Below are 10,904 nucleotides of genomic sequence, written 5' to 3'. Positions count from 1 at the left end.
GTCAGCCTCAGTGGCTGTGGCCCGCGTGGGCGTCCTCGTCCTCGGCCGGCTTGTCCGCCACGAGGGTCTCCGTGGTCAGGACGAGGGCCGCGATCGAGGCGGCGTTCCGCAGCGCGGAGCGGGTCACCTTGACCGGGTCGATGATGCCGGCCGCGAGGAGGTCCTCGTACTCGCCCGTCTTGGCGTTGAAGCCGTGGTTCACCTCGGCCTCGGCCACGCGCGCGGCGACGACGTAGCCGTCGTGCCCGGCGTTCTGGGCGATCCAGCGCAGCGGCTGGACGAGCGCGCGGCGCACGATCCCGATGCCCACCGCGGCGTCGCCGTCGAGCACCGTGACGGCCGCGTCCTCGTCGAGGGCGCGCACGGCGTGCACGAGGGCGGAGCCGCCGCCGGCCACGATGCCCTCCTCGAGGGCGGCGCGGGTCGAGGACACCGCGTCCTCGATGCGGTGCTTCTTCTCCTTCAGCTCGACCTCGGTGGCGGCGCCGACCTTGATCACGCCGATGCCGCCGGCGAGCTTGGCGAGGCGCTCCTGGAGCTTCTCGCGGTCCCAGTCGGAGTCGGTGCGCGCGAGCTCGGCGCGCAGCTGCGCGACCCGGCCCTGCACGTCCTCGGTGGTGCCGGCGCCGTCGACGATGGTCGTGTTGTCCTTCGTGACGGTGATGCGGCGCGCGGTGCCGAGCTGCTCGAGGCCCACCTGGTCCAGGGACAGGCCGACCTCCGGGGAGACGACCTGCGCGCCCGTGAGGGTCGCGATGTCCTGGAGCATGGCCTTGCGGCGGTCGCCGAAGCCCGGGGCCTTGACGGCCACGACGCTCAGCGTGCCGCGGAGGCGGTTGACGATCAGCGTCGAGAGGGCCTCGCCGTCCACGTCCTCTGCGATGACGAACAGCGGCTTCGAGGCGGAGAGGACCTTCTCGAGCAGCGGCAGGAAGTCCTGCAGCGAGGAGATCTTGCCCTGGTGGATGAGGATGAGCGCGTCCTCGAGGACGGCCTCCTGGCGCTCCGCGTCCGTGACGAAGTACGGCGAGAGGTAGCCCTTGTCGAACTGCATGCCCTCGGTGAGCACGAGCTCGGTCTGGGTCGTGGAGGCTTCCTCGATGGTGATGACACCGTCCTGGCCGACCTTGTCGAAGGCCTCGGCGAGCAGGTCGCCGATCTCCTCCGACTGGGCCGAGATCGCCGCGACGTTGGCGACGTGGCGGCCGGAGACCTCGCGGGCGTTCTCCTTCAGGCGTGCGGCGACGGCCTCGACGGCCACCTCGATGCCGCGCTTGACCTCGCCCGGGGCCGCGCCGGCGGCCACGTTGCGCAGGCCCTCCTTGACGAGGGCCTGGGCGAGGACGGTCGCCGTCGTCGTGCCGTCGCCGGCGACGTCGTTGGTCTTGGTGGCGACCTCCTTGGCGAGCTGGGCGCCGAGGTTCTCGTACGGGTCCTCGAGCTCGATCTCACGGGCGATCGTGACGCCGTCGTTCGTGATGGTGGGGGCGCCCCACTTCTTGTCGAGGACCACGTTGCGGCCGCGCGGGCCGAGGGTCACCTTGACGGTGTCGGCGAGCTTGTCGACGCCCGTCTCGAGGGCCTTGCGCGCGGCGTCGCTGAATGCGAGCTGCTTAGCCATTCGCTACTCCTGTGTGTCTGGATCAAGCACGACACCCCGGCCGCAGGGAGCGGCCGGGGCGCAGCGCGGGAGCGTTACTTGACGACGATCGCCAGGACGTCGCGGGCCGAGAGCACGAGGTACTCGGCGCCGCCCGTCTTGACCTCGGTGCCGCCGTACTTGGAGTAGAGGACCACGTCGCCGACGGTGACGTCGACGGGCACGCGGTTGCCGTTGTCATCGACGCGGCCGGGGCCGACAGCGACGACCTCGCCCTCCTGGGGCTTCTCCTTCGCGGTGTCCGGGATCACGAGGCCGGACGCGGTGGTCTGCTCGGCCTCGAGCGGCTTGACGACAATGCGATCCTCGAGGGGCTTGATGGAGACCGACACGGATCTCTCCTTTACATCAACGGGTCACGGATGGTGAGCCGGGCAAGCAACCGTCGTCGCGGGTGCCGGGAGCGTGCCTGACAGGGTTAGCACTCGGCACGGCCGAGTGCTACTGGCGACTCTAGTGAGCGCGTTGGCACTCGGTCAAGGCGAGTGCCAACGGGTGTCGTGACCCGGTGGTTGAGCGGAGTCGGAACCCGGTGGTTGAGCGGCGGAACCTACTCGCCCGCGAGCTCGTCGTAGCCGAGGTCGTCGTCCTCCTCGTCGGCATCGAGGCCGCGGGTGGCGTACATGACGGCGATCGAGGCGACGAGGGCGACGCCGCCGACGACGAGGCCGATGATGGACCCGATCTTCGCGCCGAGGAACTGGTCGCGCAGCGACTGGGCCTCCGGCGTGGCGTCGCTGATGTTCTTCCCGCCCACCGAGTACACGGTGGCGTTGAAGGCGTCCAGGCCCATCACGACCACGAGCAGCACCGCAGCGACCACGGTGATGACGATGCCCGCGATGAGCACGGGGCGGGCGTAGGGCCGAAGCCGGGCGAGAGGGCCTGCATCCGGTCGCGCTGGAACAGGGTCGACGCTGCGGCTGGTCTCCATGCGCACCAGCCTAACCAATGAGCACCGGCCGCGCGGCGCACTACGCTGGATGGCATGCCCGACGACAGACACGCCCCGGACCAGCTGGCACCCCTGCTGACGCCGGAGGGCTGGGCGCTGCTCAACTCGATCGGCCCCTACCGCCAGGAGGATGCGCTCGCGATCAGCGGGCGGCTGCGCAAGGCGGGCCACTCCCCCGAGCTCGTCTCGGCCGTCCTCTCCCAGGCCAGGCTGCGGGGCCGCGCCGCCGCGAAGTTCGGCGAGTTCGCCTCGAGCATGCTCTTCACCCGCGCCGGGCTGGAGCAGGCCACCCGCCTCTCGGTCGCGGCGCGCCACGCCCGGCGGTTCGTCGACGCCGGCGTCGGGCGTGTCGCGGACCTCGGGTGCGGCCTCGGCGCGGATGCGATGGCGATGGCATCCCTCGACCTCGAGGTCACCGCGGTGGAGCTCGACGAGACGACCGCCGCGTGCGCCACGATGAACCTCATGCCCTTCCCGCACGCCCGGGTGGTGCACGCCGACGCGCAGTCCGTGGACCTGTCCGGGGTGGACGGCGTCTGGCTCGATCCGGCCCGGCGCTCGACGTCGGCCTCCGGCACCACCCGCCTGTGGGACCCGGAGGAGTTCTCGCCGCCGCTGAGCTTCGTCGAGGGCCTCGCCGCCCGCGGCCTGCCCGTGGGCGTCAAGCTGGGCCCGGGGCTGCCCCACGCGTCGGTGCCCGCGGGATGCGAGGCCCAGTGGGTCTCCGTGCAGGGCGACGTGGCGGAGGTGGCCCTGTACTTCAATGCGCTCAAGCGGCCCAGCGTGCGCAGGGCCGCCCTCGTGCTGGGGGACGGCGGCGCGGCCGAGCTCGTCGCCGAGACGGACTTCGGCGCCGGGGCCGAGCCCCGGATCGGGCCACTCGAGGGCTTCCTCTACGAGCCCGACGGCGCCGTGATCCGCGCGGGGCTGGTCGCCGAGCTCGCCGAGCGGCTGGGCGGCACGCTCGTGGACCCGCACATCGCGTACATCTGCGCGCCGCAGCTCGTGCAGACGCCGTTCGCGAAGGCGTACCGGGTCCTCGAGGTGCGGCCCTACAACGTCAAGGCGCTGCGCGCGTGGGTGCGCGAGCAGGGCATCGGGGTCCTGGACATCAAGAAGCGGGGCGCCTCCGTGACCCCCGAGGAGCTGCGCCGGGTGCTCCTGGCGGGGCAGCGCAAGGGCGCCACGGCCAAGGCCACGCTCGTGCTCACGCGCATCGGCGACGACCGCGTGGCCGCCGTCGTCGAGCCCGCCTGATCCGCGTTGAGGGGTCATGTCCCTGAGCTGAGGGGTCATGTCCCTGAGGGATATGACCCCTCAACGTTGGGATCTGACCCCTCAACGTCGAGACATGACCCCTCAACGTTGGGACGTGACCCCTCAACGTTGGGACGGGGCGGCCCGGGGGGTCCGGCGCCTACTGGGCGCGCATAAACTCCTCGGCGGCGTGCACCTGCTCGTCGGTGGGGCGCATGCCGGTGTAGAGGACGAACTGCTCGAGCGCCTGGATCGTCATGACCTCGGCCCCCGAGATGACCGTCTTCCCGGCGGCGCGGCCAGCCTTGATGAGCGGCGTCTCCGCCGGGAGGGCCACGACGTCGAAGACCACGCGCGCCGCGTCGACCGCCCGCTCCGGGAAGGCCAGCGCCTCGGCGTCCGGGCCGCCGGCCATGCCGATGGGGGTCACGTTGACGAGGACGTCGGCGGTGCGCTCCCCCAGCTCCGGGGCCCAAGTAAAGCCGTACAGCTCCGCCAGCCCGCGGCCCGCGGCCTCGTTGCGGGCCACGATCGTCACGTCCGTGAAGCCGGCGTCCCGGAACGCCGCGGCGGTCGCCTTCGCCATGCCGCCGGAGCCGCGCAGCAGGACGGACCAGGCCGGGTCCAGCCCGTTGCGCGCGATGAGCTGGGCGATCGCGGTGTAGTCGGTGTTGTACGCCGTGAGCACCCCGGAGTCGTTGACGATCGTGTTGACCGAGTCGATCGCGGCGGCGGACGGGTCCATCCGGTCCACGAGCGCGATCACGTCCTCCTTGTACGGCATCGAGACGGCGCAGCCCCGGATGCCGAGCCCCCGCACCCCCGCAATGGCCTGCGCGAGGTCGGTCGGGGCGAACGCCTTGTAGATCCAGTTCAGCCCGAGCGCGTCGTAGAGGTAGTTGTGGAAGCGCGTCCCGTTGTTGCTCGGCCGGGCCGAGAGCGAGATGCACAGCGTCATGTCTTTGTTGAGGATCGGCACGGCACAAGGCTAGTGCCGTGCCGACCCCCGCGCGCCCGGTGTGCGGCCAGATCAGCCCTGGCGCGCCGTGAGCCGGGGATTCCGCTTGTTGATGACGAACGTCCTGCCGCGGCGGCGCACCACCTGCGCCCCTGGGACCTTCTTCAGCGTGCGCAGCGAGTTGCGGACCTTCATGATGCTCCTTCCGATTATTTGATGAGAGCCGTTATCAATAACGGACTCTGGCCCCCGGGCATTCCCCGGTGTGCAATGGGAGGATGCAGCACACCGACGGGGCCGCGGACGGCGCCAACCAGCCGCCCCCGCGCGTCGGGGTCGACGAGTTCTCCGCCAATGCCGCGCTCGTCGACGGCGTCCGCCGCTTCGGCGCGAGCTGGGCCTCGGGCGAGCTGGCCGCGGTGGGGCGGCTCGTGGGGTCCGGACAGTTCGCCGAGAACGCGCGCCTGGCCAACGCGTGCCCGCCTGCGCTCCACGCCCTCGACCGGTACGGCGCGCGCCGGGACGAGGTCGAGTACCACCCCGCCTACCACCATGTCCTCGCCGCCGCGGTGGCCCACGGAGCGCACACCGCCGCGTGGGCCGACCCGCGCCCCGGCGCCCACGTGGCCCGGGCCGCGGCCTTCATGCTGTTCGCCCAGGTCGAGCCGGGCCATGCCTGCCCGGTCTCGATGACCCACGCGGCCGTGCCCGCCCTGTCGCGGCAGGCCGACGTCGCCCGCCTCTGGCTCCCCCGCCTCTACGGCGACGGCTACGACCCGCGACTGGTCCCCGCCGCGCGCAAGCCGGGAGCGCTCGTGGGGATGGCGATGACGGAGCGGCAGGGCGGCTCGGACGTGCGCGCCATCACCACCGCGGCGCGCGACGCCGGCCACGGCACCGCGCTGCTCACCGGGGCCAAGTGGTTCTGCTCCGCCCCCATGAGCGACGCGTTCCTCGTGCTCGCCCGGGAGCCCGAGGGCATCTCCTGCTACCTCGTCCCGCGCGTGCTCGAGGACGGCGCGCGGAACCCGTTCCGGCTCGTGCGCCTGAAGTCCAAGCTCGGCAACCGGGCCAACGCCTCCGCGGAGGTCGAGCTCGAGGACACGCTCGGCTGGCGGATCGGCGAGCCCGGACGCGGCGTGCGGACCATCCTCGACATGGTCCACGAGACGCGCCTCGACTGCATCCTCGGCACGGCCGCCGGCATGCGGCAGGCCGTCGCCGAGGCGCTCTGGCACGCACGGCACCGGCGCGCGTTCGGCCGCCGCCTCGTGGACCAGCCCGCGATGGCGGCCGTCCTCGCCGACCTCGCGCTCGAGTACGAGGCCGCGGTGGCGCTCGGGCTGCGGCTCGCGGCCGCGGACGACGCCGTGTGGTCGCCGCCGGCGCGGCCGGCCGCCGCCGCCGGGGACGCGCCGTCGTCCGTCCCGAGCCCGGCAGCCTCCGAAGGTGCGGGGCGCGAGCGGGCGTTCGCGCGGATCGCGACCGCGATCGGCAAGTACTGGGTGTGCAAGCGCGGGCCGGCGCACGCCGCCGAGGCCCTCGAATGCCTCGGCGGCAACGGGTACACCGAGGACTTCCCGCTGGCCATGCGGTACCGGGAGCAGCCGGTCATGGCCATCTGGGAGGGGTCGGGGAACATCGTGGCGCTCGACGTGCTGCGCGCCCTCCAGCGCGAACCCGACGCGGCCGAGGCGCTCGCCGAGGAGCTCGAGCTCCACCGCGGCGCCCACCCCGCCCTGGACGCCCACCTCGAGCAGGCCCTCGCCCTCATGGCCGACGCCGCGCGCGAGCCCGCCGAGGCGCAGGCGTGGGCGCGGCGGCTGGCCGAGACGCTCGCGCTGGCCCTCCAGGCGACCCTCCTGCTCGACGGCGAGCCCGCCGTGGCCGAGGCCTTCATCGCCGCGCGGCTGGGGCCAGGACGCGGGCTCGGATACGGCTGCCTGCCCGATGCGGCGAGGACGGACGCCATCCTCGACCGGGCCTGACGCCCCGTAGACTTGGACCACTTGTGCACAGCCAGCCGGCGCCGCCGGCCTCACCCCCGGGGGTCCCACACTGGAGATCGACTTCGCGCCGTCCGAGCAGTCCACCATCGGACTCGAATGGGAGATGGCCCTCGTGGACAAGCACGGCGGCGAGCTGGTCTCCCTCGCGCCCCAGGTCCTCGAGCGGCTGACGGCCGAGCGGCCCGAGCTGTTCGGCGACACGCCGCGCATCCACCAGGAGCTCCTGCTCAATACGGTCGAGCTCGTGACCGGCGTGCACAGCACGGTCGGGGACGCCGTGGCGGACCTGGGCGAGTCGCTCGCGGCAGTGCGGAGCATCACGGACCGGGTGGGGGTCGAGCTGTTCTCCGCCGGGAGCCACCCGTTCAGCCAGCCGCGGCTCCAGCCGGTCACGGACAAGGAGCGCTACGCCAAGCTGATCGACCGCACGCAGTGGTGGGGGCGGCAGATGGTGATCTACGGGGTGCACGTGCACGTGGGCCTGGACCGGCGGGACAAGGCCATGCCCGTCCTCGACGCGCTCGTGAACTACTTCCCGCACTTCCAGGCGCTCTCGGCCTCGAGCCCCTTCTGGAGCGGCGAGGACACCGGGTACGCGTCGCAGCGCGCCCTCATGTTCCAGCAGCTGCCCACCGCGGGGCTGCCGTTCCAGTTCCCGGACTGGGCGGGGTTCGAGCACTACGTCGACGACATGCTCAAGACCGGCGTGATCGACCTGATCAGCGAGATCCGCTGGGACATCCGCCCCGTGCCGCGGCTCGGCACGATCGAGATGCGCGTCTGCGACGGGCTCTCCACCCTCGAGGAGATCGGCGCCATCGGGGCGCTCACCCAGTGCCTGGTCGAGGAGGCCTCCCGGGCGCTGGACGCCGGAGAGCCGATCCCCACGATGCCGCCGTGGCACGTGCAGGAGAACAAGTGGCGCGCGGCGCGGTACGGGCTGGACGCGATCATCATCCTCGACGCCGAGGGCAACGAGCGGCTCGTGACGGAGCATCTAGCCGAGACGCTCGACAGGCTCGCCCCCGTCGCCGAGGACCTCGGCTGCGCCAAGGAGCTGCGCGGGATCGAGGGCATCATCACGCGGGGGGCCGGGTACCAGCGCCAGCGTCGGGTGGCGGAGGCCCACGGCGGGGACCTGCGCGCCGTGGTGCTCGAGGAGGCCCGGCTCATGCGGGAGGGCTACGCGTGAGCGGCCGCCCGCAGCGGCGCTCCCCTGCGCGGATCCTTGTCCTGCTCGTGATCGTCGTCGCCGTGCTGGCCGCCACCTCGCACGGGCAGGCGGCCCTGTGGGTCGGGGCGGCGGCTGCCGTGTACGCGCTCGTGGAGGGGCTGCTGGCCTGGAGCGCGCGCCGGTAGCGGGCACTCCGGACGAAACTGCATCACTCATGCCGCGCGGGGTGGCCTGCGGCGCCTCTTCGCAGCTGAGTTGTGCAGTTCGAGACGCGCATCGACCGCCGAGACGACCTCTCCGATCCACGGCCGGGCGTACATCACGTGCTCCCAGCTGAATCTGAGCACCGTGCAGTCGGCCCGGACCAGTTCGTTGTAGCGCGTGCAGTCGCGGTGCAGGCTCTCGCGGCCGCCGTGCCACTCGAAGCTGTCCGCCTCCGCCACGAGTTTGAGCTTCTTGGCCAGGTCCACTCTGCACATGCCCGCGGCAGTCCTGATCCAGACCTGGGGCTCCATCGTGACGCCGGCCTCGAGGCAGGCCGCCCGGAGGCCGGATTCGAAGGGATTCGCGGCCCTGACGTCCATGTGGTCGAGGACCCGCTGCTGCGACGCGCGGTTTCGCCCCACCCACAGCCGGGAAGCATCGCGCAGCTCGTGCTCCGTGACGCCCCCGCTGCGGAGCGCGGAGTCGGCGATGGCGAGGCCCTCGGCGAAGGGCAGGGCGGCCGCGCAGTCGAGCACCGTGCGGACGAGCGACGTGGCCCGCACCGCTCCCCTCACTACGAGATCACCCGCAGGCAGGTGGCGCGTCACCACCGCAGTCCCCGTCGCAGGACGCGCCCGGGCCCCGCGCCCCACCGCGAGCTCGACCCGAGCTGGCCGATGGAGCACTCCTAGGCCATGGGCAAGTGCTGCCGTCCGCCCGAACAGGACCCCTCTCGCCTCGAGCGCCTTCTTCTCGGATGCCCCGAGCAGGCCGAGAGCATAGAGCCCCTGAGACGGCCGCACGACGCTCCCCGATTGAACCGCTGAGCGCAGCTGACGGCTCGAGAAGTGCTCCTGGAGTTGGGCCGCGCGTGCGCTGCCTCCCATGGCTGCCAAGAACTCTGCAAGTCGATCCATGCAGGCATCCTCCCGACGGAGGGCGCGCCGGGCCTGCTGTGCCGGCTCTTTGTGGAAAACCTGAGTCCTCCCGCTGGGCCCGGAGCGCCCGAAACTCCACCACCGGGACGCCAGCAGGGCCTCAGAACCGCTCTTCCACTCCGGACTGATGCAGTTTCGGACCCCGGCGCGGGGCCTACCGCGCGACGACCGTGGTGACCGGCAGCGAGGACTCGGGGGCGACCTCGAGCCCGCTGGGCTCCCCGCCGTCCATGATCACCCGCGCCGCGAGGGCCGCGACCATGGCGCCGTTGTCCGTGCACAGGGAGAACCGGGGCACGGCCAGGGAGATCCCCGCCGCCTCGCACCGCTGCCGGGTGAGCTCGCGCAGCCGGGAGTTGGCGGCCACGCCCCCGCCGAGCAGGAGGTTCTGGATCCCCTGCTCGCGGCAGGCAAGGATCGCCTTGGAGGTGATGACGTCCACCACGGCCTCCTGGAACGACGCCGCGATGTCCGCGACAGGCACCGGATCCCCGGCCGCCTCGAACTGCTCGACGCACCGCGCCACCGCGGTCTTGAGCCCGGAGAACGACCAGTCGTAGCGGTGCGGGCCCGGCTCCTCGGCGGTGCCCATGTACTTGGGCTGCGTGAGCCCGCGAGGGAAGCGGATGGCCTTGGGGTTCCCCTCGCGCGCGAGCCTGTCGATCACGGGTCCGCCCGGGTACCCGAGGCCCAGCAGCCGCGCGACCTTGTCGTAGGCCTCGCCGGCGGCATCGTCGATCGTCGAGCCGAGCAGCTCCACGTCGCCCGCGATGTTGCGCACCCGCAGCACCTCGGTGTGGCCGCCCGAGACGAGCAGGGCGCCGAGGTGCGGGGGCAGCTCACCCTCGTAGACGCCGTCGTCGAGCAGTCCCACGCCCACATGCGCCACGAGGTGGTTCACGGCGTAGAGGGGCTTGCCGGTGGCGACGGCGAGGGCCTTCGCCCCGCAGACGCCCACCATCAGCGCGCCGGCGAGGCCCGGGCCGGTGGTGACGGCGAGCGCGTCGATGTCCCGGAGGGTCACGCCGGCGGTGTCGAGGGCCTCGCGGAGGGTGGGGACCAGGGCGTCGAGGTGGGCCCGGGAGGCGATCTCGGGGATCACCCCGCCGAAGCGGACGTGCTCGTCCATCGAGGAGGAGACGGTGTTGGCGAGCAGCGTGGTGCCGCGCACGATCCCCACCCCGGTCTCGTCGCACGAGGACTCGATGCCCAGGACGAGCGGCTCCTGGCGGTTCATTCCGTCTCCCCTCCCGCCGGTGCGGCCGGTTCGCCGGCCCGCAGCGGCAGCTGCATGATGAGCGCGTCGGCGCCGTCGCGGTAGTAGCGCCGGCGCAGGTGTATCTGGGTGAAGCCGAAGCGGCGGTAGAGTGCCTGCGCGCGGGGGTTGTCCGCGCGGACCTCGAGCAGCACGTCCTCGGCGCCGCGACGCCGGGCCTCGGCGATGAGCTCGGAGAGGACGGCGGAGCCGATCCCGCGGCCCTCCCGTTCGGGCACCACGGCGATGGTCTGGACGTCCGCAATCGGCTGGACGCACAGGAGCCCGGCGTAGGCGACGATCCGGTTCCCCTCGGGCCCGGCCTCCTCGGCGACGTAGTAGCGGCGGGTCTCGGGCTGGCTGACCTCGTCGCGGAACATCTGCTCGGGCCACGCGTCGACCGGGAACAGGGCACGCTCGAGGGCGTGGACGGCGGGCACGTCGGCGTCCGTCATGTCGCGGAGCACGACGCCGGCCGGCAGCCGGGCGGCCAT

Annotated in this window: 12 protein-coding genes; 4 read left to right on the top strand and 8 right to left on the bottom strand. The window is 72.5% G+C overall.

Annotation, left to right across the window (positions count from 1 at the left end):
* Nucleotides 1-7: 7 nt before the first annotated feature.
* The 3 genes from groL to ACYVKZ_RS03905 all read right to left on the bottom strand — a co-directional run bounded on the left by groL (nucleotide 8) and on the right by ACYVKZ_RS03905 (nucleotide 2,594).
* Nucleotides 8-1,621, bottom strand: coding sequence for a chaperonin GroEL (gene groL, locus ACYVKZ_RS03915; RefSeq protein ID WP_460990713.1), 1,614 nt, complete (start codon nucleotides 1,619-1,621; stop codon nucleotides 8-10).
* 74 nt (nucleotides 1,622-1,695) lie between these two features.
* Entirely contained in the window at nucleotides 1,696-1,992 is a 297-nt protein-coding gene (gene groES / locus ACYVKZ_RS03910; protein ID WP_066499141.1) for a co-chaperone GroES, read from the bottom strand.
* 218 nt (nucleotides 1,993-2,210) lie between these two features.
* The gene (locus ACYVKZ_RS03905; RefSeq protein WP_460990712.1) at nucleotides 2,211-2,594 is read right to left on the bottom strand and encodes a hypothetical protein; all 384 of its coding nucleotides are present in this window, start codon (nucleotides 2,592-2,594) and stop codon (nucleotides 2,211-2,213) included.
* 54 nt (nucleotides 2,595-2,648) lie between these two features.
* On the opposite strand from ACYVKZ_RS03905, the gene ACYVKZ_RS03900 reads away from it, so the two are divergent.
* Nucleotides 2,649-3,872, top strand: a complete 1,224-nt coding sequence (locus tag ACYVKZ_RS03900) for a class I SAM-dependent methyltransferase (protein WP_460990711.1) — start codon at nucleotides 2,649-2,651, stop codon at nucleotides 3,870-3,872.
* Between the two features lie 160 nt (nucleotides 3,873-4,032).
* Here ACYVKZ_RS03900 and ACYVKZ_RS03895 read toward each other — a convergent pair whose 3' ends face one another.
* Together ACYVKZ_RS03895 and ykgO are read right to left on the bottom strand one after the other, a co-directional pair.
* Nucleotides 4,033-4,851, bottom strand: a complete 819-nt coding sequence (locus ACYVKZ_RS03895) for a shikimate 5-dehydrogenase (RefSeq protein ID WP_460990710.1) — start codon at nucleotides 4,849-4,851, stop codon at nucleotides 4,033-4,035.
* A gap of 51 nt (nucleotides 4,852-4,902) precedes the next feature.
* Nucleotides 4,903-5,025: a type B 50S ribosomal protein L36 gene (gene ykgO, locus ACYVKZ_RS03890; protein ID WP_460990709.1), complete on the bottom strand. Its 123-nt coding sequence runs from the start codon at nucleotides 5,023-5,025 to the stop codon at nucleotides 4,903-4,905.
* 83 nt (nucleotides 5,026-5,108) lie between these two features.
* Between ykgO and ACYVKZ_RS03885 the strand changes: the two genes are divergently transcribed.
* The 3 genes from ACYVKZ_RS03885 (at nucleotide 5,109) to ACYVKZ_RS03875 (ending at nucleotide 8,198) form a co-directional block, all read left to right on the top strand.
* Nucleotides 5,109-6,818 carry an acyl-CoA dehydrogenase family protein gene (locus ACYVKZ_RS03885; RefSeq protein WP_460990708.1) on the top strand — a complete coding sequence of 570 codons (1,710 nt, stop codon included), beginning with the start codon at nucleotides 5,109-5,111 and terminating at the stop codon, nucleotides 6,816-6,818.
* A gap of 70 nt (nucleotides 6,819-6,888) precedes the next feature.
* On the top strand, nucleotides 6,889-8,031 hold the full coding sequence (locus ACYVKZ_RS03880; RefSeq protein ID WP_460990963.1) for a glutamate--cysteine ligase: 1,143 nt from the start codon (nucleotides 6,889-6,891) through the stop codon (nucleotides 8,029-8,031).
* Nucleotides 8,028-8,198: a hypothetical protein gene (locus ACYVKZ_RS03875; RefSeq protein WP_460990707.1), complete on the top strand. Its 171-nt coding sequence runs from the start codon at nucleotides 8,028-8,030 to the stop codon at nucleotides 8,196-8,198. Before ACYVKZ_RS03880 ends, ACYVKZ_RS03875 begins: the two co-directional genes overlap by 4 nt.
* A 27-nt stretch (nucleotides 8,199-8,225) precedes the next feature.
* On the opposite strand, the gene ACYVKZ_RS03870 is transcribed toward ACYVKZ_RS03875, so the two are convergent.
* The 3 genes from ACYVKZ_RS03870 to rimI form a co-directional block, all read right to left on the bottom strand.
* Nucleotides 8,226-8,780 (bottom strand): hypothetical protein, encoded by a 555-nt coding sequence (locus tag ACYVKZ_RS03870; RefSeq protein WP_460990706.1) that lies wholly within the window; start codon nucleotides 8,778-8,780, stop codon nucleotides 8,226-8,228.
* 529 nt (nucleotides 8,781-9,309) lie between these two features.
* On the bottom strand, nucleotides 9,310-10,392 hold the full coding sequence (gene tsaD, locus ACYVKZ_RS03865) for a tRNA (adenosine(37)-N6)-threonylcarbamoyltransferase complex transferase subunit TsaD (protein WP_460990705.1): 1,083 nt from the start codon (nucleotides 10,390-10,392) through the stop codon (nucleotides 9,310-9,312).
* On the bottom strand, nucleotides 10,389-10,904 hold the full coding sequence (rimI, locus tag ACYVKZ_RS03860) for a ribosomal protein S18-alanine N-acetyltransferase (RefSeq protein WP_460990962.1): 516 nt from the start codon (nucleotides 10,902-10,904) through the stop codon (nucleotides 10,389-10,391). The genes tsaD and rimI overlap by 4 nt, the downstream gene beginning before the upstream one ends.

Source organism: Sinomonas soli, from assembly GCF_054782415.1.
Note: the sequence above shows the minus strand (reverse complement) of the source record. Positions and strands in the feature narration are given on the sequence as shown.

Bases quoted from the DNA above. Each gene is read 5' to 3' on its own strand.
- tsaD (WP_460990705.1), bottom strand. From the start codon at position 10,392: ATGAACCGCCAGGAGCCGCTCGTCCTGGGCATCGAGTCCTCGTGCGAC.
- rimI (WP_460990962.1), bottom strand. From the start codon at position 10,904: ATGGCCGCCCGGCTGCCGGCCGGCGTCGTGCTCCGCGACATGACGGAC.
- ACYVKZ_RS03900 (WP_460990711.1), top strand. From the start codon at position 2,649: ATGCCCGACGACAGACACGCCCCGGACCAGCTGGCACCCCTGCTGACG.
- ACYVKZ_RS03905 (WP_460990712.1), bottom strand. From the start codon at position 2,594: ATGGAGACCAGCCGCAGCGTCGACCCTGTTCCAGCGCGACCGGATGCA.
- ykgO (WP_460990709.1), bottom strand. From the start codon at position 5,025: ATGAAGGTCCGCAACTCGCTGCGCACGCTGAAGAAGGTCCCAGGGGCG.
- groL (WP_460990713.1), bottom strand. From the start codon at position 1,621: ATGGCTAAGCAGCTCGCATTCAGCGACGCCGCGCGCAAGGCCCTCGAG.
- ACYVKZ_RS03885 (WP_460990708.1), top strand. From the start codon at position 5,109: ATGCAGCACACCGACGGGGCCGCGGACGGCGCCAACCAGCCGCCCCCG.